Raw genomic sequence first — 20,125 nt, forward strand, 5'->3', positions numbered from 1 at the left:
CCGGACGCGCTACGGTTCGCGCATGACCGTCGCTCCGCCGCCGCAGCGCACCGATCGCCGCGCCCTCGTGTCCTGGGCCCTGTGGGACTGGGGCTCGGCGGCGTTCAACGCCGTCGTCACGACGTTCGTCTTCAGCACCTACCTGGCGAGCCGCGCGTTCGTCGACCCGGCCCTGGTCGCCGCAGAGGACTCCTCCGCCGCGGCCCGCCAGGCCGTCGAGCGGGAGCTCGCGCACAACGCGGCCGTGGTCTCCGCCGCGCTGACGATCGCGGGCGTCGTCGTCGCGCTCGTCGCCCCGGCGGTCGGACGCCTCGCGGACTCGTCCGGGCACCGCCGCCGCTCGGTGCTCATCGCGACGATCGGCATCGCGCTGAGCATCGGCGCGATGGTCTTCGTCGCGCCGAGCCAGCCCTTCCTGGTGCTCGGCGCCGCCCTGATCGGCATCGGGACCGTGGCGTACGAGATCGCCTGCGTCGGCTACAACGCGATGCTCGGGCAGGTCGCCTCCGGCCCGCGGACCGGCCGCGTCTCGGCGATCGGGTGGGCTGCCGGGTACTTCGGCGGCATCGTGCTGCTCGTGGTCCTGCTCGTGCTCTGCATCCAGGACTTCGGCGGGTCCGGCACCGCGGGGCTCCTGAACCTGCCCGCCACCGTCGCCACCGGGCAGTGGGACGTCCGCGTCGCGATCGGCATCGCCGCGATCTGGCTCGCCGTCAGCTCGGTCCCGCTGTTCCTGGTCATCCCGGAGGCCCCCGCCGACCAGACCCGCACCGGCACCCTCTTCTCCGCCTACCGCGACCTCGGCCGGGACATCGCCCGGCTCTGGCGTGAGCGGCGGAACGTCCTCGCGTTCCTCGTCGCGAGCGCGGTCTTCCGGGACGGCGTCGGCGCGGTGTTCACCTTCGGCGGGATCATCGCCGCGCAGGTCTTCGGGTTCACCGCCTCGGGCGTGATCGTGTTCGCCATCGTCGCGAACGTCGTGGCCGGGGTCGCCACGGCGCTCTCCGGCAGGCTCGACGACCGCTTCGGGTCCCGGGCCCTCATCACGGTGTCGCTCGTCGGGCTCGTCGTCTGCGGCACCGCCGTGCTCTTCGTCGGGAGCGCCCCCGCGGGGTTCTGGGTGCTCGGGCTCGCACTGTGCGTGTTCGTCGGGCCGGTGCAGGCGTCCTCGAGGGCGTACCTCACCCGCCTCGCGACCCCGGGCAGAGAGGGCGAGCTCTTCGGGCTGTACGCCACGACCGGTCGTGCGGCGGCGTTCATCGCGCCGGCGATGTTCGGCATCGCGGTGACGATCGGCGGGTCGACGCGCTTCGGCATCATCGGCATCGTCGCGGTGCTCCTCGTGGGCCTGGTGCTGATGGCGTTCGTCCGGGACGAGGGGCGCGCGGGGCGCTGACGCGCGGGCGGGCGCGGCGCGGCGCGGCGCGCGCGCGGGCGCGGGCGCGGGCGCGGGCGCGGGCGCGCCGCGCGGCCGCGGCGGCGGGCGGCGCAAGTGTTTCGACACGACGCCCGTCGATCGACTTCTGCGGTGTCGACTCTTGCGGACGCACTGGATGCGGCTGCATGTTTCGACAGGACCCCCGTCGATCGACTTCTGCGGTGTCGACTCGTACGGACACATGGACCGGGTCCGCCGCACATCGGACGGGAGGCCCGGCACCAGTCCGTCCACAGGCTGCGGATCCGCGCATGGTTCTGCACAGGGCCGTGGTCGGCTCGTCCTCGGAGGCCCCGGTGCGCCAGGATGGGGACATGACCGACCAGCGGATCGCCGTCGTCGTCCTCGCCGCCGGGCAGGGCACGCGCATGAAGTCGTCCACTCCGAAGGTGCTCCACCGGCTCGCCGGGCTGCCCCTCATCGCCCACGTGCTGCGCACCGCTGAATCGCTGCAGCCCGCGCACGTGGCGGTCGTCGTACGGCACGAGCGCGAGCTGGTCGCGGCCGAGGTCACGGAGCGCATGCCGGACGCCATCGTCGTGGACCAGGACGACGTCCCGGGCACCGGTCGCGCGGTCGAGGTCGCCGTGGCCGCCCTGCCCGCCGACTTCGACGGTGCCGTCGTGGTGCTCTCCGGCGACGTGCCCCTGGTCGAAGCCGAGTCGCTCCGTCGCCTCGTCGACGTGCACCACTCCGGTGCCAACGCGGCGACCTTCGTCAGCGCGATCGCCCCGGACCCGACCGGCCTCGGCCGCATCCTCCGCGACGAGCACGGCGGGTTCGCGGGCGTCGTCGAGCACAAGGACGCCACCGACGAACAGCGCGCGATCACCGAGACGAACGCCGGGATCTACGCGTTCGACCTCACCCACCTCCGGACTGTGCTGCCGACGCTGACCACGGCGAACGTGCAGGGCGAGAAGTACATCACCGACGTGCCGGCACTCATCGCGGCCGACGGCGGTCGCGTCGACGTCGTGACCTTCGACGACCCCTGGGTCCTCGCCGGCATCAACGACCGCTCGCAGCTCTCGGACGCCGCCCGCGTGCTGAACGCCCGCATCGTCCGCCGACACCAGCTCGCCGGCGTCACCGTGCAGGACCCGGCGTCGACCTGGATCGACCTCGACGTCTCGATCGAAGCCGACGCCGAGATCCTGCCGGACACGCAACTCATCGGCGCGACGGCGATCGCCGCTGGTGCCGTCGTCGGTCCGGGCACGACGCTCCGCGACACCGAGGTCGGCGTGGGTGCCACCGTCAACCGCACCGACGCCACGCTCGCGGTCATCGGTGACGGCGCCTCGGTCGGGCCGTTCGCGTACCTCCGCCCCGGCACGATCCTCGGCGACGGCGGCAAGATCGGCACCTTCGTCGAGACCAAGAACGCGAAGATCGGCCGGGGCAGCAAGGTCCCGCACCTGTCCTACATCGGCGATGCCGAAGTAGGAGAGGACTCGAACATCGGGGCGAACACGATCACGGCGAACTACGACGGCGTGCACAAGCACCGGACCGAGGTCGGGTCGAACGTCCGCACCGGGTCGCACAACGTCTTCATCGCCCCGGTTAGGATTGGGGACGGGGCGTACACCGGTGCAGGTACGACGGTCCGCAAGGACGTACCGGCTGGGTCGCTCGCGATCAGCTACGCCCCACAGCGCAACACCGACGACTGGGTCGAAGAACACCGACCCGGCACGCCGGCGGCCGAGGCAGCTCGGCGCGCGCGAGGCGAATGACACCTTCTCGACGGCGATCCGCCGCCACAAGAGGGCTCGGTGACGGGCCCTGGACACACGGCCCCTCGGGGTCAGGGAGTGAGTACGGCACTTGTCCGGAATCAAAACGACCGGCCAGAAACGACTCGTCCTCGTCTCGGGGCGAGCGCACCCCGCTCTCTCCGAGGAGATCGCAGAGGAACTCGGCGTCGACCTGGTCCCCACCGACGCCCGGACCTTCGCGAACGGTGAGCTCTACGTCCGCTTCGACGAGTCGGTCCGCGGCTGCGACGCCTTCGTCATCCAGTCGCACACCGCACCGATCAACGAGTGGCTCATGGAGCAGCTCATCATCGTCGATGCGCTGAAGCGTGCCTCGGCGAAGCGCATCACGGTCGTCGCGCCGTTCTACCCCTACGCCCGCCAGGACAAGAAGGGCCGCGGTCGCGAGCCGATCTCGGCGCGACTCGTCGCCGACCTGTTCAAGGCGGCCGGTGCCCACCGGATCATGAGCGTCGACCTGCACGCCGCACAGATCCAGGGCTTCTTCGACGGCCCGGTCGACCACCTCTTCGCGATGCCCGTCCTGCTCGAGCGCTTCAAGGAGATCCTCGACCCGTCGACGCTCACCGTCGTCTCGCCGGACATGGGGCGCGTCCGCGTCGCCGACATCTGGTCCGAGAAGCTCGGTGCGCCGCTCGCCATCATCCACAAGCGCCGCGACCCGCTGGTGCCGAACCAGGTCACCGTGCACGAGATCGTCGGCGACGTCTCCGGCCGCTGGTGCCTGCTCGTCGACGACCTCATCGACACCGGTCGCACCATCGCCAAGGCAGCAGAGGCGCTCAAGGCCGCCGGTGCGATCGGCGTCGTCGTCGCGGCGACCCACGCCGTGTTCTCCGACCCCGCCACCGAGCTCCTGCAGAGCGAGTTCATCGACCGCGTGGTCGTCACCGACACCCTCCCGGTGCCCGAGGACAAGCGCTGGGACCGCCTCGAGATCCTGCCGATCGCGCCGCTGCTCGCCCGCGCCATCCACGAGGTCTTCGACGACGGCTCCGTGACCTCGATGTTCGACGGCGCCGCCTGACGGCTCCCGTGCCGCACCCTGCGCGTGACGCCCTCGCCGCCCGACTCCGGGCGGCGGGGAGCGTCTTCGCCGAGGACGAAGCCGACCTCCTCCTGGCCGCAGGCGACGGCGAACCCGTCCGACTGCGCACCCTGGTGCAACGTCGTCTCGCCGGGGAGCCGCTCGAGTACGTCCTCGGCTGGGCGGCGTTCGACGGCCACCGCATCCGCGTGACTCAGGGCGTCTTCGTCCCGCGCACGCGCACCACGGTGGTCGTCGAGCAGGCTGCCCGACTCGTGCAGCGCTACGACCGCGTCGTCGACCTCTGCTGCGGTGCCGGTGCCGTCGCCGTCGCCCTCCTCGAGCGGGTCGGGGCACTCGACCTCGTCGCGTCGGACATCGACCCGGACGCCGTCGACGTCGCCGCGGAGAACATCGGCGACCGGGGCATCGTGGTCCAGGGCGACCTCTTCGCGCCGCTGCCCGAGCGGTTCCGAGGTGTCGTCGACGTCATCGCGGTGAACGCCCCGTACGTCCCGACCGAGGCGATCGCGACCATGCCCGCCGAGGCCCGGGACCACGAGCACCGCGTCGCACTCGACGGCGGCGCGGACGGCCTCGAGCTGCACCGCCGGATCGCCCTCGGTGCGGGGGAGTGGCTGCGGCCCGGTGGCGGGGTCGTCATCGAGGTGTCCGTCGCCCAGTCATCGACGTCCGCCGCTGCCTTCGCTTCCGCCGGCTTCGTCACGCGCATCGAGCACGACGACGACGTCGACGGCACCTGCATCGTCGCCACGCTCCCCGCCTGAGCGCCGCCGCGCGGCCGCGCCGCGCGCCGCGCCCGCGCGCCCGCAGTGTGCGAGCTTCCGAACAGTGTGCGCCGCCCCCGGCCTCGCACCGTGTACGGAACCTCGCACACTGCGGCCCGGCGGCCGCGCGCCGCGCCGCCGCGCGGCCGCGCCTCAGCGCACCGTGACCGTCACCGTGTCCCAGCCCGTGGCGCCGTTCGGCGCCGGGGGCCGCTGCACGCTCGTCTGCACCTGACCGTCGGTGCTCACGGCCCGCACCCGCACCTCGTGCGAGCCCTTCGTGGCGGTCCACCGGTACACCCACTGTCGCCAGGTGTCGGCGGACACGGAGTCCGCGAGCTCGGCGTCCTGCCAGTCCTCGGAACCGACCTTGACCTGCACGGCCTTCACGCCCGTGTGCGGCTGCCACGCGACTCCGGCGATCGGGACCAGGTCACCGACCTGCACGGTGACGCCGTCGGCAGGGGTGTCGATCCGCGACTCGAGCTTCACCGGGCCACGCTCCGACCAGCCGCGCGGCGTCCAGTACCCCTGCGCGTCGGCGAACCGGGTGACCTCCATCTCGGTCACCCACTTCGTCGCCGACACGTACCCGAACAGCCCCGGGACGACCATGCGCACCGGGAACCCGTGCTCCGCCGGGAGTGGCTCGCCGTTCATGCCGACGGCGAGCATCGCCTGGGTGCCGGTGTCCCGCAGCACGTCGAGCGGCGTCCCCGCGGTGAACCCGTCGATGCTCCGGGAGAGCACCATGTCGGCGTCGCCCGTCGGGACCGCCTTCGCGAGGAGCTCGCGGATCGGGTAGCCGAGCCAGAGCGCGTTGCCGATCAGGTCCCCGCCGACCTCGTTCGACACGCAACTCAGCGTCGCCATGTGTTCTTCGAGGGGAAGTGCCAGCAGCTCGTCCCAGGTCAGTTCGATCTCGTGCTCGACGGCACCGTGGATCCGGAGCGTCCAGTCGGCCGGGTCGATGGAGGGGACGCGGAGCGCGGTGTCGATCCGGTAGAAGTCTGCGTTCGGCGTGACGTAGGGCGTGATCCCCGTGACGTCGAGCGAGGCACCCGACGGTACCGCCGGTGCCGTGGTCTTCGGCGCGGGCAGGTGCACCGCTCGCCGGATGGCCGCTGCGCGCTGCATCGCCGCGGAGCCGAGCCGTGCCCCGGTCCCGATGACGAGCGCGAGGGCTCCGGCGGTCACCGACCACGCGATGAAGGCACGCCGCTCGGGCAGGGCTGCTCCGGATCGTGTCGGCGTCGCCGCGACGAGCTCCCAGCGGCGCAGCCGTGTCATCACGAGACGCAGGACCACGACCGCCGCGGCCACGCCGATGATGCTCGGAGCGCCGTCGAACGTCCCGGCGCCGGACCTGGTCGTCACCGCCAGGAGGGACAGCGCGCCCCCGGCGGCGAAGACCAGCGCGCCGAAGGGTGGTCGAGTTCGTTCGAGGATCCCGGCGCCGGCCGAGATCGCGGTCATCAGCACCGCCATCAGGGCGAAGAGCGCGACCTTGTCGCCGGTGCCGAACAGGGCGACCATCGTGTTCTTCGCGCCGGCCGGGGCCAGGTCGATGACGGCCGAGCCGACTGCGACGAGTGGGCTGCCGGCCCCGCCGAGCACCAGCGCGCCGAGTTCGGCCGCGCCGAGGAAGGCGAGCATCGCCACGACACCGGTGACCGCGGCCAGCAGGCGTGGCCGGAGCGAGGTTCCACTGCTGGGCACGTCCCGATCGTAGGTCGGTCGTCCTGTGAACGGTTCGTGCCAGCGGGTTGCCGTGCGTTCACCCCTCCTCGGTGTCGTCGCTCGGTGCGGCGTGCGAGGATCAGGGTGTGCTGAGCCGACCCGACCGTGTCCCACGGGACGGACGTGCCCGGCACACGAGATCTCCGGCCCAGCGTCTCTCGATCGTGCGCTGGGTGATCGTCGGCGTGTGGGCAGCGCTGCTCGTGGCGCGGATCATCGTCGTCGCACGGACCCCCGAGGCCGACCTCACCGCGTTCGGCATCGCCGAGGTGGTCGTCATCGCGCTCGGTGTCGGCGTCATCCTGGCCGGGGTGCTCCGCATGCAGGGCATCCGGCGCCGACGCGAGGACGAATCGCTCGCGCTGGCGATCCGCCGGATCGACCCGACGGTGTGGCTGGTCCCGGCTGCTCCCACGAACGAGCTCCGGACCATGGTCGAGGAGTCGCGGTCAGAGGTCACCCTCGGGCACCGCGTGACCTGGGCGTTCGGTGCGACCGAGGCATCCCTGTGGGAACTCGACGAACGACGCGCCACCCGGCTGCTCGTGATCCGGTGGAGCCGGGTCATGCACGTCGGGCTCGAGGACGTCCCGACGCCCGGGGACCGGAACGCCTGCGCGATCGCGATGCACTACGTCCGCGCCGACGACTCGATCGCGGTCGCCACGTTCTACGTCCGGACCGCCCCGGGCTCCCGGCGGTTGCTCGGTCGCGGACCGAAGCTCGAACGCCTGCTGGCCGAGCTGGCGCGGGAGCGCATCGTCGCCTGACGGCCGCCGCGGGCACCGTACGCAGAACGGGCCCCGTCGTGTGGCGGGACCCGTTCCGAGCATGCGAGCTTCAGTGCGTGGACGGCTCCTGCTCGACCTCTCGACGGTCGTCGTCGGACCACAGCGTGTGGAACGTGCCGTCCTTGTCGATGCGCTGGTACGTGTGCGCACCGAAGAAGTCGCGCTGCCCCTGGATGAGCGACGCGGGGAGTCGATCGGACGCGAGCGAGTCGAAGTACGACAGCGCGGACGAGAACCCGGGCGCGGGGATCCCCGACGCCGCGGCGATGCCCACGATGCGGCGCCAGGCGGCCTCGCCCTCGGCCACCGCGTTCGCGAAGTACGGGTCGACCAGCAGCGACTCGAGTTCCGGGTTCTCGGCGTAGGCCTCGACGATGCGGTTGAGGAACTGGGCGCGGATGATGCAGCCACCGCGCCAGATCTTCGCGATGTTGCCGAGGTCGATGTCCCAGCCGTACTCCTTCGCTCCGGCGATGATCAGGTCGAAGCCCTGCGCGTACGCGACGACCTTCGACGCGTAGAGCGCCGCACGCACGTCGTCGGCGAAGGTGTCCGGTACCTCGGCGATGGACGGGCGGTTCTTGATGGACTTCTGGACCGCTGCGCGCTGCGACGGCTTCGACGACACCGCGCGGGCGAACACCGCCTCACCGATGCCGGAGACCGGGATGCCGAGGCCGACCGCGTTCTGCACGGTCCACACGCCGGTGCCCTTGGAACCCGCTTCGTCGCGGATGACGTCGACGAGGGGTTTGCCGGTGTCGGCGTCCTGCTGCTTGAGGACCTCGACGGTGATCTCGATCAGGTAGGACTCCAGGTCGCCGCCGTTCCACTCCTGGAAGACCGCGACGAGGTCCTCGACACTGAGGCCGCCGACACGGCGGAGCAGGTCGTACGACTCGGCGATGAGCTGCATGTCGGCGTACTCGATGCCGTTGTGGACCATCTTCACGAAGTGGCCGGCGCCGTCGGTGCCGATGTGGGTCACGCAGGGCTCACCCTCGGCGACCGCGGCGATCGACTTCAGGATGGGGCCGAGCGTCTCCCACGCCTCGGCGGAGCCGCCGGGCATGATCGACGGGCCCTTCAGGGCGCCCTCTTCACCGCCCGAGATGCCGGTCCCGACGAAGTTCAGCCCCTTCTCGCGCAGGTCGTGCTCGCGCCGGATGGTGTCGTGGAAGTTCGCGTTGCCGCCGTCCACGATGATGTCGCCCGGTTCGAACTTCTCCGCGAGCTGCTCGATGACGGCGTCCGTGCCCTTGCCGGCCTGCACCATGATGATGGCGGTCCGCGGCTTGGACAGGGAGGCGACGAAGCCGTCGATGTCCTCCGACGCGATGAACCCGGCGTCACCGTGCTCCTGGAGGAGTTCCTCGGTTCGTGCGTAGGTGCGGTTGTACACCGCGACGGTGTTGCCCTCACGCGACGCGAGGTTGCGTGCGAGGTTCGACCCCATGACGGCGAGACCGACCACGCCGATGTTCGCCTGTTCGTTGCTGTCAGCCACGTCCACTCCTTTGTCCTGACGTTTCCGACCAACCTACGGTCCCCGGGCTGGGACCGCATCGGTGTTACGGGAACCTGTGGAAGACGTTCACCGAGTTCCCTACGGTGGAGGGATGAGCGACCGATCCGTCCGACCGCCCGTGCTCGTGATGGGGGTCTCCGGCTCCGGCAAGTCGACGGTCGGCGAAGCCCTCACGGCCGCCCTGCGCGACCGGGGCGAGTCGTGCGAGTTCGTCGACGCCGACGGGCTGCACCCCGCCGCCAACAAGGAGAAGATGCGGCAGGGCATCCCGCTCACCGACGAGGACCGCTGGCCGTGGCTCGACGCCTGTGCGGCGCGGATCGCCGAGGTCGAGGCCGGCGGGGACCGCTGCGTGATGGCCAACTCGGCGCTGAAGCGGGCGTACCGGGACCGCCTCCGGGAGACCGCGCCCGACCTCTTCATCGCCTACCTCGACGGCTCGCGCGAGCTCGTGCACGAGCGGCAGACCCACCGGCACCACGAGTACATGCCGAACTCGTTGCTCGACTCGCAGTTCGCCACGCTGGAGCGCCCCGAGGACGACGAGGCCGCCGCGTCGATCCCGATCCACGGTTCCGTGGACGAGACCGTCGCGGCGATCCTGGCCGTCCTGCCCTGACGGCTACTTCCGGCTGAGCTCGGACAGGCGGGACCGGTACTCGTCGGCGCTGATCTCACCGCGGGCGAACCGGTCGGCCAGCACCGACCGTGCGTCGGCGAGCGCCCGCCAGCTGCCGCGCCGGAAGACGCCGAAGACCAGGAACACCACCAGGAACACGAGGAAGAAGAACGCGGGGAAGACGAAGAACGGGAACCCGCCACCGTGCATGTAGGGCGCGGCGACGGCGAGAGTGGTGAGCATGACGGCCTCCTGAGGGCGGTTCGGATGTCGCAGTTGCGACCCTCCAAGGCTCCGGTCGGGAGGCCGGGCTCGCGTCCGTCCTGCGAGCCCACTTCCGCCTGCTCCCGCAGTCGTAGTGCGCCACGCTCTCCACAGCGGACTACGCCCGGGGGAGTAGTCCACAGGTCCGGCTGGCGCCGGATGCCTGCGGCCGGGGGCGACCATAGGCTCGACGCATGACCACCGACACCCCGCTGTCCGACCGCCCCTGGGCCGGTCGACGACGATTCGCGCGGGTCGGTCGTGTGCTCCCGGTGGCCCTGGTGCAGATCGTCGGCACCGTCGTGGCCTCCCGGTTCTCCGGCGGCTTCGCGGACGGCACCGGGCCGCCGTGGGCACGGCACGTCGGTGCCGGGGCCGATGCGGTGGCGCTCGGTCCCCTCGCGGTGGGGCTGCTCGTCGCGGGCGTCGTCGTCCTGCCGGCCCGGTGGCGGTGGCCCGTGGCCGTGCTCGCCGTCACGCTCGCCACGACGATCGGCTTCGCACTCGTGGTCAGCGCCCGCGGACCCTTCGTGGCGGCGCTGACCATGGCCCTCGCGAACGCGTGGTTTCGCGGGTACCGCATCCCGGTCTACGTCGCCGCGGGCATCGCCCAGGTGGTGCTCCCGTCGGCGGACACCCTCGCCGGGCGGGCACCCTTCCCGACGGTGACCACGATGACGCTGAGCCTGGCGTGGCTCACCGCGACGATCGCGATCACCGAACTCGTGCGGGTCCGTGTCGCGCGCGCCGCCGATGCCCGGAACGCCCGGGCGGCCGCCGAGCGCCAGCGCGCGGACGACGAACGCGTGCGGATCGCGCGGGAGCTCCACGACTCCGTGGCGCACAGCATGTCGCTCATCAACCTGCAGGCCGGGGTCGCGCTGCACCTCGGCGCCGAGCTGCCGGAACAGACCAGGGACTCGCTCACGAACATCCGCGACACGAGCAGGCACGCCCTCGTCGAGCTCCGCACGATCCTCGGCGTGCTGCGCTCCGTCGACGGTCCCGCCGGGTCCGACCGCAACCCGACGCCCGGGCTCGACCGGGTGCCCGACCTGGTGGCGCGGGCCGGAGACGCCGGCGTCGACGTCCGGCTCGTGCAGCACGGCGACCTCGGTGCCGTCGGGGGCGTCGTCGACCGCAACGCCTTCCGCATCGTGCAGGAGTCCGTGACGAACGTCATGAAACACGCAGCAGGGCACTCCGCGGTGGTCGTCGTCGACGTCGGGGTGGATCTCCTCGAGATCAGCGTGACCGACGTCCCGCCCGCCGCCGACGGCCCGGCGTCCGACTCCCTCCCGCGCAGGCCGGAGGCGGCGCCCGGAGTGCACGGCAACGGCATCACCGGGATGCGCGAACGCGCGGCGGCGGTCGGGGGCACCCTCGACGCCGGGTCGACAGCGGACGGCGGATGGCGCGTCACGGCGCGTCTGCCGCTCGGGGAAGCACGTCCGCGCCCCGGGGAAGCAGGGACCGGATGACCACCGACACCGCAGTCACGAGCACTCCCGAGCCGGAGCCGATCCGGGTCGTCCTCGTCGACGACCAGGGACTGATCCGTGCCGGCCTCCGGGCGCTCGTCGACGCCGAACCCGGCATGACGGTCGTGGGCGAGGCGCCGGACGGTGACGCGGCCGTCGACGTCGTCACCCGTGCGCTCCCGGACGTCGTGCTGATGGACATCCGCATGCCGGGGACCGACGGCCTCGACGCCACGCGGCGGATCTCCGCGGACCCGGCCCTCGCCTGCGTCCACGTGATCGTCCTCACCACCTTCGAAGAGGACGACTACGTCTTCGAAGCGATCCGCGGCGGGGCGGCCGGCTTCCTCGTCAAGGACACCGAGCCCGCCGAACTCCTCCGCGCCATCCGCACCGTCGTCGCGGGGGAGTCGCTGCTCTCCCCGGGAGCCACCCGTTCCCTGGTCGAGGCGTTCGCGACCCATGCCAAGCCCACGTCGCTGGCTCCCGGGCTCGACGTCCTGACCGATCGCGAGCGAGAGGTCATGCGGCTCGTCGCCGCGGGGCTGACCAACGCCGAGATCGCCGAGCGGCTCTTCGTCAGCCCGGCCACCGCCAAGACCCACGTGTCCCGCGCGATGATCAAGCTCGGCGCCCGGGATCGCGCCCAGCTGGTCGTCTTCGCCTACGAGACCGGTCTCGCGACCCCCGGCTGGACCACCTGACGCTCCTCGGCGCGGGCTCGACGACGGCCACGCGACGTCGGAGCGCCTGAGCGGTGCGACAGCGGTTCGACAGTGCTGCGCAGCGCAGCGCATGGCAACAGGTGGCAACGAGCCCGCCCGTTCCGGAGCCGGAGCAGCATGGGCGCATGGCCTTCAGCGGGATCGGCATCGTCGCCGGAGCGGAACTGACGGAAGCGGCACGACGGGCCGGCGCAGACCACGTCGAGCCGGCGATCACGGGGAACCTCGCCGTCCCCGCAGACGACCAGCACCGCGACGACCCACACCGCGACGACCCACACCGCGACGACCCACACCGCGACCACCCACACCGCGACCACCCACACCGTGACCGGTGGCGCCGGAACGAGGTCTACGCCGGTGCGCGGTTCCGCTCCTTCGCACTCTTCGTCCCTCCGGACCTGCCCCTCCTGACCGCACCAGTCGAGCGCGTCGACGACTACTTCGCCCAGGTGCTGCCGATCGTCGCCTCGGTGGCGGAACCCGGCGCGGTGATCGTCTTCGGCTCGGGCACCGCCCGGACCGCCCCGGAGGGGATGCCGCACACGGAAGCCCACGAGCGCTTCGCCCGGGTCGTCCGGTCAGCGCGGGACACCGCCGCCGAGCGCGGCCTGCGCATCGTCCTCGAACCGTTGAACCGCGCCGAGACGAACCTGGTGCACACGATCGCCGAGGCCGTCGCGTTCCTGGACGAACACGACCTCGGCGACGTCGACGTCGTGGCAGACCTGTTCCACGTCCAAGCGGAGTCCGAGTCCTTCGACGTGGTGCGTGCACTCGCCGGGCGGATCGGCCACGTGCACGTCTCCGACCACGACCGGCAGCCCCCGGGCGACGCGGAGGGGGCGTGGCCGTGGCCGGCGTTCCTCGCGGCCGTGCACGACGGCGGCTACCGCGGCGCGGTGTCGCTCGAGTGCCGCTGGCACGAGGACCCCGAGCCGCAGATGGCAGCGGCCCTGGCCCTCGTCCGAGCAGCGACGGGCAACGGCGGACAGCGGTGGGGTCACCCCACAGCCGTCAGGGCATCAGGATGATCTGGACCGTGGCGATCACCAGCAGGACACCGATCGGTACTCCGGCGATCATCAGCGCTGCACGGACTTGCGTCCGTCGAATGGTGCGCATTCCACCTGACGCTTCCGCGATCTGCGTCGCGGCCACGAGCTCCGGGGCGGCCGCGGGCGGTGCCGGAGCGGGTGCCGGACGATCGTCCTCGAACGCTGGAACCTCCACGACGAGTGCGTTCTGATCGATGCGCGACGGCAAGTGCTCGTACTGCGGGTGCGAGTTGGCGTTCACGATCGTTCCTTCCGTCGCGGGCGAGACGCGTGGGTCCAGACCTCTTCGGCCGAGCGGGCATCCGCCGCTGACGGCCGACTCTCGGTCGGGCGCGTCCCCTGAAGGTAGTCAACGTACGGCGCGATCGTGATCGTCGTCGTCGCCGGCGTGCTCGTGCTCATGAGGTCCTCGTTCCTCGTCGTTGAGACTCTCTGCGGGAACCGTAACCGGCGTACAGATCCAATCGGAACACATTTCACATGCTCGTGATCGAACCGTTGCGTTGATCGCGCACCCTGTTCCCCAGCCCGGGCGGAGGCTTCGGATCGCGGCCAGCGCCCGCTTGGAGATCCTGGTGTGCAGGCGTCGCACTTCTCCGGCATGCTGTGTGCATCCGGTAGAACGACACAAGGAGCGCACATCATGTGGGACGTCCTCAGCAGTCTCGTGCTCTCGATGTGGGGTGCGTTGGTGTTCGGGTTCGCGATCGTCACAGGGGCACTGTTCTGGCAGCTCACGAAACCACTCAGATGGTCGAAGGAAGCCCGGCGCGACGCAAGGACCGGCGCACATCGCGACGAGAACGACTCGATCGATGAGGGCAACGACTGACACACGGTCGGCGCAACAGCACGCACGTGGTGGAGAGCCCGGACTACCGGTCGGCAGTCGTCCCCATCGCCTGGCCACACCGTTCGCGAGACACGCCCTAGAGCTTGAACGTCGCCTTCGGGATGTCCGACACGATCCGTCGTGCGGTGCGGACCGCGTCCTCCTCCGAGATCTGGTGCGTGACGACGAGCCCGGCCAGGTACGCGGCGTCGGCGCGCCTGGCCATGTCGTGCCGCGCGGGGATGGAGCAGTACGCGCGGGTGTCGTCGATGAACCCGGAGGTCTTCGTGAACGACGCCGAGTCGGTGATCGCGCCCCGGTAGCGCCCGATCGCTGCCGGGGTGTCGATGAACCACCACGGTGCGCCGGCGTACACCGCGGGGTAGAACCCGGCGAGCGGCCCGATCTCCCGCGAGAAGACCGTCTCGTCGACGGTGAAGAGCACGAGGTGGAACCCGGGGGCGGTGCCGAACGCCTCGAGGAGCGGGCGCAGGGGCTCGGTGAACGAGCCGATGGCGGGCAGGTCGTGTCCGGTGTCCGGTCCGAAGCGCTCGAGCGTCGGGGTGTGGTGGTTCCGGATCACCCCGGGGTGCAGCTGCATGACGAGGCCGTCGTCGACGCTCATCTCGGCCCAGCGGAAGAGCATGTCGCGCCGGTACGCGGTGGCGTCGGCCGCGGTGATCGACGACGGGTCGGCCAGCGCCGCGGCGTGGATCCGCGCACGCTCGGCGGCGGGCAGCGGGGCGGAACCGGCGTCGATCACCCCGGTGTCGGTCGCCGTCGCGCCGTGCTGGATGAAGTACTGGCGACGTGCGCGCAGCGCTGCCAGCAGCCCGTCGTGGGAACCGGTGTCGATGCCGGCGGCCACGCCGATCGACGTGACCACGTGCCTCCAGTCCGGTCGTGACGGGTCGAAGACGGCGTCCGCGCGGAAGGTGGGGACCACCCGGCCGCTGAAGGTCGGGTCCGCCGCGAGCCGCGCGTGCGCGGCGAGGTCCGCGGTCGGCGCGTCCGTGGTGGCGAGCACCTCGATGCCGAAGGAGTCGAAGAGCGCACGCGGTCGGAAGGAGGGCTCGAGCAGCGCGGATGCGATCCGGTCGTACTGCGCGTCGGCGTTCTCGGCGGACGGTTCCTGGTCCAGACCGAAGACGTCGTGCAGCTCGGTCTCGAACCAGTACCGGACCGGTGTGCCGAGGAAGTCGTCCCAGTGCGTTGCGAGCTGCCGCCAGATGGACCGCCCGCTCGGGTCCGACTGCGAGTCGCGGCCGAGCGCGTCGAGCGGGACGCCGTTCGCGTGCAGGAGCCGCAGGACGTAGTGGTCCGGGGTGATGAGGAGCGCCGCCGGGTCCGGGAACGGCTCGTCAGCGGCGATCATCGACGCGTCGACGTGGCCGTGCGGGGAGATGATCGGGGCGTCCTTGACCGCGTCGTAGACGGTGCGCGCGATCGCGCGGGTCGCCGGGTCTGCGGGGAACAGCCGGTCGGGGTGCGGTGCGAGCAGCGGGGCGGTCGGGGCGTGCTGGGTCATCGTCGACTCCTCGGGGACGGGGCGGGTCCGGTGGACTCGCGGACGGTCAGGTGGGTGGGCAGCGCGACCGCGCCACGCATGCGCTCACCCGGCAGCTGCTCCGCGGGGATGGCGCCGAGCCGGCCGAGCAGCATCGTGATCGCGACGCGTCCGGCGCGTTCGATCGGCGAGGTCATCGTGGTGAGCGGCGGGTTGCAGAAGTCCGCGCCGAAGATGTCGTCGCAGCCGACGATGCTGATGTCCTCGGGGACACGGATGCCGCGCTCCCGGAGCCGGCCGAGCATGCCGATCGCAATCAGGTCGTTGAAGGCGATGCACGCGGTGGCGCCGGCGTTGACCGCGGCGTCGGCGGCCGCGGCTCCGGAGTCGACGAACGGCGCGTGCGGGCCGATCCGCGCGACCCGGACGTCCAGGCGCTTGGCGACCTGCACGAGCGCCTTCCAGCGGCGTTCGTTCGACCACGAGCTGTCCGGCCCGGCGACGTACAGGACGTCCCGGTGCCCGAGCGACACCAGGTGCTGCACGGCTTGCTCGACCCCGCCCGGGGTGTCGATCAGCACGGAGGGCACGCCGGCCGGGCGGCGATTGACGACGACGAGCGGGATCCGTTCGGCGTACCGGGCGATCTGCGTGTCGGACAGGCGGGACGCGGTGAGCACCACGCCGTCGGCCTTCGCGGCGACGGCGCTGAGCGCTGCCGTCTCGGCGTCGGCGGACTCCTCGGTGTCGACGAGCAGCTGCGTCCACCCGGCGGCGGCGAGCTGGTGCTGCGTGCCCCGGATGACGTCGAAGTAGAACGGGTTCGTGATGTCGGAGACCAGCACCGCGACGGCGCGGGTGCGACCGGACGTCAGCGCCCGGGCCTGCGAGTTCGGCACGTAGCCGAGTTCGCGGGCGGCGTCCTGGATGCGCTGCTGCGTGACCCGGTTCACCCGGTCGGGCATCGAGAGCGCACGGGAGACGGTGGACGGGGCGACCCCGGTCGCGTCGGCCACGTCACGGATCGTGACGCGGTGGGACGTGTCGATCTCGGTCACACGCGGCCTCCTGACGGGTGAACGGTGCGGAGCGGCGGTGCTCCGATGACCAGAACGTATGCGGCCGTGGCAACAAGTGGCAACCGGTTGCCGGATGTTGCCACGGCCGCAACAGTGGTGGTCACCCCGGGCAGTGCCGCCCGGACGGAGGCTCCGAGGAGGAAACCCCCATGAAGACACGGACCCTGATCGGTTCCGTGGTCGTGGTCGCCCTCGCCGCGCTGTCCCTGCAGGGATGCGCGATCGTGAACGGCAGCGGCGACGACCCGAACACCCTCCGCGTGATGATGGGCGCGGACACGACCTACCCCAAGGAACGCAAGCAGTGGCAGCAGGACACCGCCGCTGAGTTCAAGCGCACCACCGGAGCGGACATCCAGTGGGAGACGTACTCCTCCGCGCAGGAGGAACTGACCGCGATCCAGACGAGCGTCATCTCCGGGCAGGGCCCCGACGTCTACGCGATCGGCACCACCTTCACCCCGACCGCCTACGCCACCGGTGCCTTCGTCCAGATGGGCGCGAAGCAGTGGGAGCAGGTCGGTGGCAAGGACCAGTTCGACCCGGCGTCCTTCGGGATCTCCGGACCGAGCGCCTCGAAGCAGATCGGGATCCCGTTCGCCAGCCGTCCCTTCGTGATGGCGGTGAACAAGGACCTGCTCGCGAAGGCCGGGATCACCGAGATGCCGACCACCTGGGACGAGCTCACCGCGGACGCGAAGGCGACCACCAGCGGTGACGTGCACGGCCTGGCCGTCGCGTACGCCGACGGCTTCGACCCGTGGAAGTTCGTCTGGGGCATGGCCGAGAACGCCGGCAACACGATCGTCGACGGCTCCCGGGCCGAACTCGACGCGGACGCCGTGCAGAACGCCTACCGGACCTACTTCGACTGGGTGACGAAGGACGGCGTCGTCGACAAGGCCGCGATCGGCTGGAACAACGCGCAGGCCCTCGCACAGTTCACCGACGGCAAGGCCGCGTTCTTCCCGATGACCACCACCACGGCGATCAACTCGTTCGCGGGCACCAAGGTGGACGGCGACTACGAGTTCGCGCTCCTGCCCACGGTCCCCCCGGGGGCGACCGAACGCCCGGCCGACGGGATCGAGGCGGCGAGCATCCTCTCCGGCGACAACTTCGTCGTCGCCGACTACGGCACGAAGCAGGACCTGTCGTTCGACTTCATCAAGCAGGTCAGCTCGAAGAAGGCCCAGCTCGAGTACTACGACCTCTTCGGCAACCTGCCGACGAACGTCGCCGCCGCCAAGCAGCTCGCGGACCAGAACCCGCAGCTGAAGCCGATCATCGACGCCGGGAAGCTCTCGAAGCCGACCGCCTTCACCGGGGCCTGGTCGGACATCCAGCTCGCCCTCGTGGACGTCGTCGTCCAGTCGATCCCCTCGCTGAAGAGCGGCGAGGTCACCGACGACCAGCTCCGGAAGCGCCTGCAGGACGCGCAGAAGGACGCCCAGTCCACGCTCGACCGTCAGAAGAACGGAGGTCTGTGATGACGACCACGCAGGCCCGACCCCAGACACCGCCCGAGGTGCGCCCCCACGGCACCACCCCGCTCTACAAGCGCGAGCGTCCGCTCTGGATGCTCATCCCCGGCGGCGTCCTGATGCTCGCCATCATCGTGGTCCCGCTGCTCGTCGGCTTCTACATCGCGATGCTCGACCTGGACCAGTACACGCTCCGGCAGTGGTTCAGCGCACCGTTCGTCGGCTTCGCGAACTTCGCCGAGGCGATCACCAACTCGCCGCTCCTGCACTCGATCTGGATCTCGGCCTCCCTCGCGGTGCTCGTCACCGCGGTGACCGTGCCGATCGGCGTCGCCGCCGCGATCTCCACCCAGGACCGGTTCCCGGGTCGCGGTCTGGTCCGATCCATCTACCTGATCCCGTACGTGCTGCCGGCGTTCGTCGTCGGGACGTTCTTCCGGACGATGCTGCAGCCGCAGGGCGTCGTGAACGCGATCTTCCACACCGACGTCCTCTGGCTCAACGGTGCCGCGTCCTACTGGGCGCTCGCCGCGGTCATGGTCTGGACGTCGTGGCCGTTCGTCTACCTGCTGAGCCTGGCCGGCCTCCAGGCAGTCGACCTGGAGGTCCACGAGGCCGCGTCGCTCGACGGCGCGACCTGGTGGATCAAGCTCCGCTACGTGGTCTTCCCCTACCTGCGCGGACCGCTCAGCCTCGCGGTGATCATCGCGATCCTGCACAACATCAACAACTTCACGCTGCCGTTCGTCCTGTTCGGCATCCCGCTGCCCTCGAGCGTCGAGGTCATGCCGGTCCTGACGTACATCGCGAGCTTCCAGTCGTTCCGCTTCGGCCTGTCCGCCGCGATGGCGATCTGCTCGCTGGTGATCGTCGCCATCCCGTTGTTCGTCTACCTCCGGGCGGTCCAGCTCGACACGGGTGACGACGCCGGGCCCAGCCGCAAGCAGCGTCGCGCGGACCGTGCCACGCTCGCCGCCCCGGCCGCAGCCGACATCGAGGGAGCACGCGCATGAGCGGCTACAGCGCCACCAGGACCCGCCCGACCGCGACGCTCACGGAGAGCATCACCTCGGCGGGGAGCACGAAGCGCCACAAGCTTCCGTACGACACCGACGTCACCCGGCTCCTGCCGCGCTGGCTGCTCGTCACCGTGATCACGGTCATCATCGCGTTCATCGCCGTCCCGGTGCTCTACATCCTCTTCGGCTCCGTGAACTCCGACGTGGCCGTCGCCCGCGGCGAGTACTTCCCGTCCGAGTTCACGCTCGCCAACTACGTGAACATCTGGTCGACCGTCGCCCTCGGCGAAGGGCTGGTCAACAGCATCCTGACCGCCGGGGCGGTCGCGGTCGCCAGTGCGGCGCTCGCCGTGTCGACCGCGTACGTGCTCGTCCGGTTCCGGTTCCTCGGCCGCCTGACGTTCCTCCGCGGCCTGCTCGCGCTGCAGTCCATCCCCGGCACGCTCCTGCTGCTGCCCGTGTTCGTGGTGTTCTCGAACATCGCGAGCGCGACCGGCGTGCAGATCATCGGCACGCGCTGGGGCCTGTTCGTCACCTACCTGACGTTCGCCCTGCCGTTCTCGACCTGGGTGATGGTCACGTACCTCCGTGGCCTGCCCAAGGAGCTCGAGGAGGCCGCCCGCATCGACGGCGCCTCGTCGACGAAGATCCTCACCAGGATCGTGCTGCCGCTCTCGTGGCCCGGCATCGTCGTCTCCGCGATCTTCGCCTTCCTGCTCGGCTGGAACGACGTGCTGTTCTCCACGATCATGACGACCCCGAACACGCGCACCGTCGCGGTGGTCCTGCAGGTGCTCGGCACCACGCAGGAGGGCGGGGCCGTCCCGATCTACGGCCAGATGATGGCCGCGTCCATCGTGTGCGCGGCTCCGGTCGTCGCGCTCTACCTGATCTTCCAGCGCTACCTGGTCGGCGGCTTGACGGCTGGGTCCGTCAAGTAGCTGCAGTTTGTCCACAGATC

The 20,125-nt window shown here is 71.0% G+C and carries 19 protein-coding genes; 13 read left to right on the forward strand and 6 right to left on the reverse strand.

Annotation, left to right across the window (positions count from 1 at the left end; genetic code table 11):
- Positions 1 to 22: 22 nt before the first annotated feature.
- The 4 genes from ACIPJY_RS15320 (at position 23) to ACIPJY_RS15335 (ending at position 5,037) form a co-directional block, all read left to right on the forward strand.
- On the forward strand, positions 23 to 1,396 hold the full coding sequence (locus tag ACIPJY_RS15320) for an MFS transporter (RefSeq protein WP_400465341.1): 1,374 nt from the start codon (positions 23 to 25) through the stop codon (positions 1,394 to 1,396).
- 356 nt (positions 1,397 to 1,752) lie between these two features.
- Positions 1,753 to 3,180 carry a bifunctional UDP-N-acetylglucosamine diphosphorylase/glucosamine-1-phosphate N-acetyltransferase GlmU gene (gene glmU / locus ACIPJY_RS15325; RefSeq protein ID WP_400465344.1) on the forward strand — a complete coding sequence of 476 codons (1,428 nt, stop codon included), beginning with the start codon at positions 1,753 to 1,755 and terminating at the stop codon, positions 3,178 to 3,180.
- 91 nt (positions 3,181 to 3,271) lie between these two features.
- Positions 3,272 to 4,249, forward strand: a complete 978-nt coding sequence (locus tag ACIPJY_RS15330; RefSeq protein WP_400465347.1) for a ribose-phosphate diphosphokinase — start codon at positions 3,272 to 3,274, stop codon at positions 4,247 to 4,249.
- Between the two features lie 8 nt (positions 4,250 to 4,257).
- Positions 4,258 to 5,037, forward strand: coding sequence for a putative protein N(5)-glutamine methyltransferase (locus tag ACIPJY_RS15335; RefSeq protein WP_400465350.1), 780 nt, complete (start codon positions 4,258 to 4,260; stop codon positions 5,035 to 5,037).
- Positions 5,038 to 5,190: 153 nt separating this feature from the next.
- Here ACIPJY_RS15335 and ACIPJY_RS15340 read toward each other — a convergent pair whose 3' ends face one another.
- Positions 5,191 to 6,693, reverse strand: a complete 1,503-nt coding sequence (locus ACIPJY_RS15340) for a molybdopterin-dependent oxidoreductase (RefSeq protein ID WP_400465890.1) — start codon at positions 6,691 to 6,693, stop codon at positions 5,191 to 5,193.
- 257 nt (positions 6,694 to 6,950) lie between these two features.
- Between ACIPJY_RS15340 and ACIPJY_RS15345 the strand changes: the two genes are divergently transcribed.
- Positions 6,951 to 7,547 (forward strand): hypothetical protein, encoded by a 597-nt coding sequence (locus tag ACIPJY_RS15345; RefSeq protein ID WP_400465352.1) that lies wholly within the window; start codon positions 6,951 to 6,953, stop codon positions 7,545 to 7,547.
- Between the two features lie 70 nt (positions 7,548 to 7,617).
- On the opposite strand, the gene gndA is transcribed toward ACIPJY_RS15345, so the two are convergent.
- Positions 7,618 to 9,075: an NADP-dependent phosphogluconate dehydrogenase gene (gndA, locus tag ACIPJY_RS15350; protein WP_400465354.1), complete on the reverse strand. Its 1,458-nt coding sequence runs from the start codon at positions 9,073 to 9,075 to the stop codon at positions 7,618 to 7,620.
- 112 nt (positions 9,076 to 9,187) lie between these two features.
- On the opposite strand from gndA, the gene ACIPJY_RS15355 reads away from it, so the two are divergent.
- Complete coding sequence (locus ACIPJY_RS15355; RefSeq protein ID WP_400465357.1) at positions 9,188 to 9,715, forward strand: gluconokinase; 528 nt, start codon at positions 9,188 to 9,190, stop codon at positions 9,713 to 9,715.
- A gap of 3 nt (positions 9,716 to 9,718) precedes the next feature.
- On the opposite strand, the gene ACIPJY_RS15360 is transcribed toward ACIPJY_RS15355, so the two are convergent.
- Positions 9,719 to 9,958 carry a hypothetical protein gene (locus ACIPJY_RS15360; protein ID WP_400465360.1) on the reverse strand — a complete coding sequence of 80 codons (240 nt, stop codon included), beginning with the start codon at positions 9,956 to 9,958 and terminating at the stop codon, positions 9,719 to 9,721.
- Between the two features lie 215 nt (positions 9,959 to 10,173).
- Here ACIPJY_RS15360 and ACIPJY_RS15365 point away from each other — a divergent pair, with 215 nt between their 5' ends.
- The 3 genes from ACIPJY_RS15365 to ACIPJY_RS15375 all read left to right on the forward strand — a co-directional run bounded on the left by ACIPJY_RS15365 (position 10,174) and on the right by ACIPJY_RS15375 (position 13,219).
- On the forward strand, positions 10,174 to 11,460 hold the full coding sequence (locus tag ACIPJY_RS15365; RefSeq protein WP_400465363.1) for a sensor histidine kinase: 1,287 nt from the start codon (positions 10,174 to 10,176) through the stop codon (positions 11,458 to 11,460).
- Positions 11,457 to 12,164 (forward strand): response regulator, encoded by a 708-nt coding sequence (locus ACIPJY_RS15370; RefSeq protein ID WP_400465366.1) that lies wholly within the window; start codon positions 11,457 to 11,459, stop codon positions 12,162 to 12,164. Before ACIPJY_RS15365 ends, ACIPJY_RS15370 begins: the two co-directional genes overlap by 4 nt.
- Before the next feature lie 146 nt (positions 12,165 to 12,310).
- Positions 12,311 to 13,219, forward strand: coding sequence for a sugar phosphate isomerase/epimerase family protein (locus ACIPJY_RS15375; protein WP_400465369.1), 909 nt, complete (start codon positions 12,311 to 12,313; stop codon positions 13,217 to 13,219).
- On the opposite strand, the gene ACIPJY_RS15380 is transcribed toward ACIPJY_RS15375, so the two are convergent.
- The gene (locus ACIPJY_RS15380; RefSeq protein WP_400465372.1) at positions 13,203 to 13,484 is read right to left on the reverse strand and encodes a hypothetical protein; all 282 of its coding nucleotides are present in this window, start codon (positions 13,482 to 13,484) and stop codon (positions 13,203 to 13,205) included. The two genes, ACIPJY_RS15375 and ACIPJY_RS15380, sit on opposite strands and share 17 nt — an antisense overlap.
- Positions 13,485 to 13,886: 402 nt before the next feature.
- Between ACIPJY_RS15380 and ACIPJY_RS15385 the strand changes: the two genes are divergently transcribed.
- Positions 13,887 to 14,075 carry a hypothetical protein gene (locus tag ACIPJY_RS15385; RefSeq protein WP_400465375.1) on the forward strand — a complete coding sequence of 63 codons (189 nt, stop codon included), beginning with the start codon at positions 13,887 to 13,889 and terminating at the stop codon, positions 14,073 to 14,075.
- A gap of 97 nt (positions 14,076 to 14,172) precedes the next feature.
- Here the strand turns inward: ACIPJY_RS15385 and uxaC are convergent, their stop codons facing one another.
- Both uxaC and ACIPJY_RS15395 read right to left on the reverse strand, forming a co-directional pair.
- Positions 14,173 to 15,603: a glucuronate isomerase gene (gene uxaC / locus ACIPJY_RS15390; RefSeq protein WP_400465378.1), complete on the reverse strand. Its 1,431-nt coding sequence runs from the start codon at positions 15,601 to 15,603 to the stop codon at positions 14,173 to 14,175.
- Complete coding sequence (locus ACIPJY_RS15395) at positions 15,600 to 16,640, reverse strand: LacI family DNA-binding transcriptional regulator (RefSeq protein ID WP_400465381.1); 1,041 nt, start codon at positions 16,638 to 16,640, stop codon at positions 15,600 to 15,602. Before ACIPJY_RS15395 ends, uxaC begins: the two co-directional genes overlap by 4 nt.
- 170 nt (positions 16,641 to 16,810) lie before the next feature.
- On the opposite strand from ACIPJY_RS15395, the gene ACIPJY_RS15400 reads away from it, so the two are divergent.
- From ACIPJY_RS15400 to ACIPJY_RS15410, 3 genes are read left to right on the forward strand one after another with little or no spacing between them, the layout of a single operon-like run.
- Positions 16,811 to 18,151: an ABC transporter substrate-binding protein gene (locus tag ACIPJY_RS15400; RefSeq protein WP_400465384.1), complete on the forward strand. Its 1,341-nt coding sequence runs from the start codon at positions 16,811 to 16,813 to the stop codon at positions 18,149 to 18,151.
- Positions 18,151 to 19,158, forward strand: a complete 1,008-nt coding sequence (locus ACIPJY_RS15405) for a carbohydrate ABC transporter permease (protein WP_400465386.1) — start codon at positions 18,151 to 18,153, stop codon at positions 19,156 to 19,158. The genes ACIPJY_RS15400 and ACIPJY_RS15405 overlap by 1 nt, the downstream gene beginning before the upstream one ends.
- Positions 19,155 to 20,105, forward strand: a complete 951-nt coding sequence (locus ACIPJY_RS15410; protein ID WP_400465388.1) for a carbohydrate ABC transporter permease — start codon at positions 19,155 to 19,157, stop codon at positions 20,103 to 20,105. Before ACIPJY_RS15405 ends, ACIPJY_RS15410 begins: the two co-directional genes overlap by 4 nt.
- Positions 20,106 to 20,125 lie beyond the last annotated feature (20 nt).

This window comes from Curtobacterium sp. NPDC090223, from assembly GCF_044746585.1.
Lineage (GTDB): Bacteria > Actinomycetota > Actinomycetes > Actinomycetales > Microbacteriaceae > Curtobacterium.

What these genes read in the sequence shown, in the direction of transcription:
- ACIPJY_RS15385 (WP_400465375.1), top strand. Translation starts at nt 13,887, where the DNA reads ATGTGGGACGTCCTCAGCAGTCTCGTGCTCTCGATGTGGGGTGCGTTG.
- ACIPJY_RS15400 (WP_400465384.1), top strand. Translation starts at nt 16,811, where the DNA reads ATGAAGACACGGACCCTGATCGGTTCCGTGGTCGTGGTCGCCCTCGCC.
- ACIPJY_RS15340 (WP_400465890.1), bottom strand. Translation starts at nt 6,693, where the DNA reads ATGCTCGCCTTCCTCGGCGCGGCCGAACTCGGCGCGCTGGTGCTCGGC.
- ACIPJY_RS15370 (WP_400465366.1), top strand. Translation starts at nt 11,457, where the DNA reads ATGACCACCGACACCGCAGTCACGAGCACTCCCGAGCCGGAGCCGATC.
- glmU (WP_400465344.1), top strand. Translation starts at nt 1,753, where the DNA reads ATGACCGACCAGCGGATCGCCGTCGTCGTCCTCGCCGCCGGGCAGGGC.
- ACIPJY_RS15405 (WP_400465386.1), top strand. Translation starts at nt 18,151, where the DNA reads ATGACGACCACGCAGGCCCGACCCCAGACACCGCCCGAGGTGCGCCCC.
- ACIPJY_RS15410 (WP_400465388.1), top strand. Translation starts at nt 19,155, where the DNA reads ATGAGCGGCTACAGCGCCACCAGGACCCGCCCGACCGCGACGCTCACG.
- ACIPJY_RS15365 (WP_400465363.1), top strand. Translation starts at nt 10,174, where the DNA reads ATGACCACCGACACCCCGCTGTCCGACCGCCCCTGGGCCGGTCGACGA.
- ACIPJY_RS15355 (WP_400465357.1), top strand. Translation starts at nt 9,188, where the DNA reads ATGAGCGACCGATCCGTCCGACCGCCCGTGCTCGTGATGGGGGTCTCC.
- uxaC (WP_400465378.1), bottom strand. Translation starts at nt 15,603, where the DNA reads ATGACCCAGCACGCCCCGACCGCCCCGCTGCTCGCACCGCACCCCGAC.
- ACIPJY_RS15320 (WP_400465341.1), top strand. Translation starts at nt 23, where the DNA reads ATGACCGTCGCTCCGCCGCCGCAGCGCACCGATCGCCGCGCCCTCGTG.
- ACIPJY_RS15375 (WP_400465369.1), top strand. Translation starts at nt 12,311, where the DNA reads ATGGCCTTCAGCGGGATCGGCATCGTCGCCGGAGCGGAACTGACGGAA.
- ACIPJY_RS15360 (WP_400465360.1), bottom strand. Translation starts at nt 9,958, where the DNA reads ATGCTCACCACTCTCGCCGTCGCCGCGCCCTACATGCACGGTGGCGGG.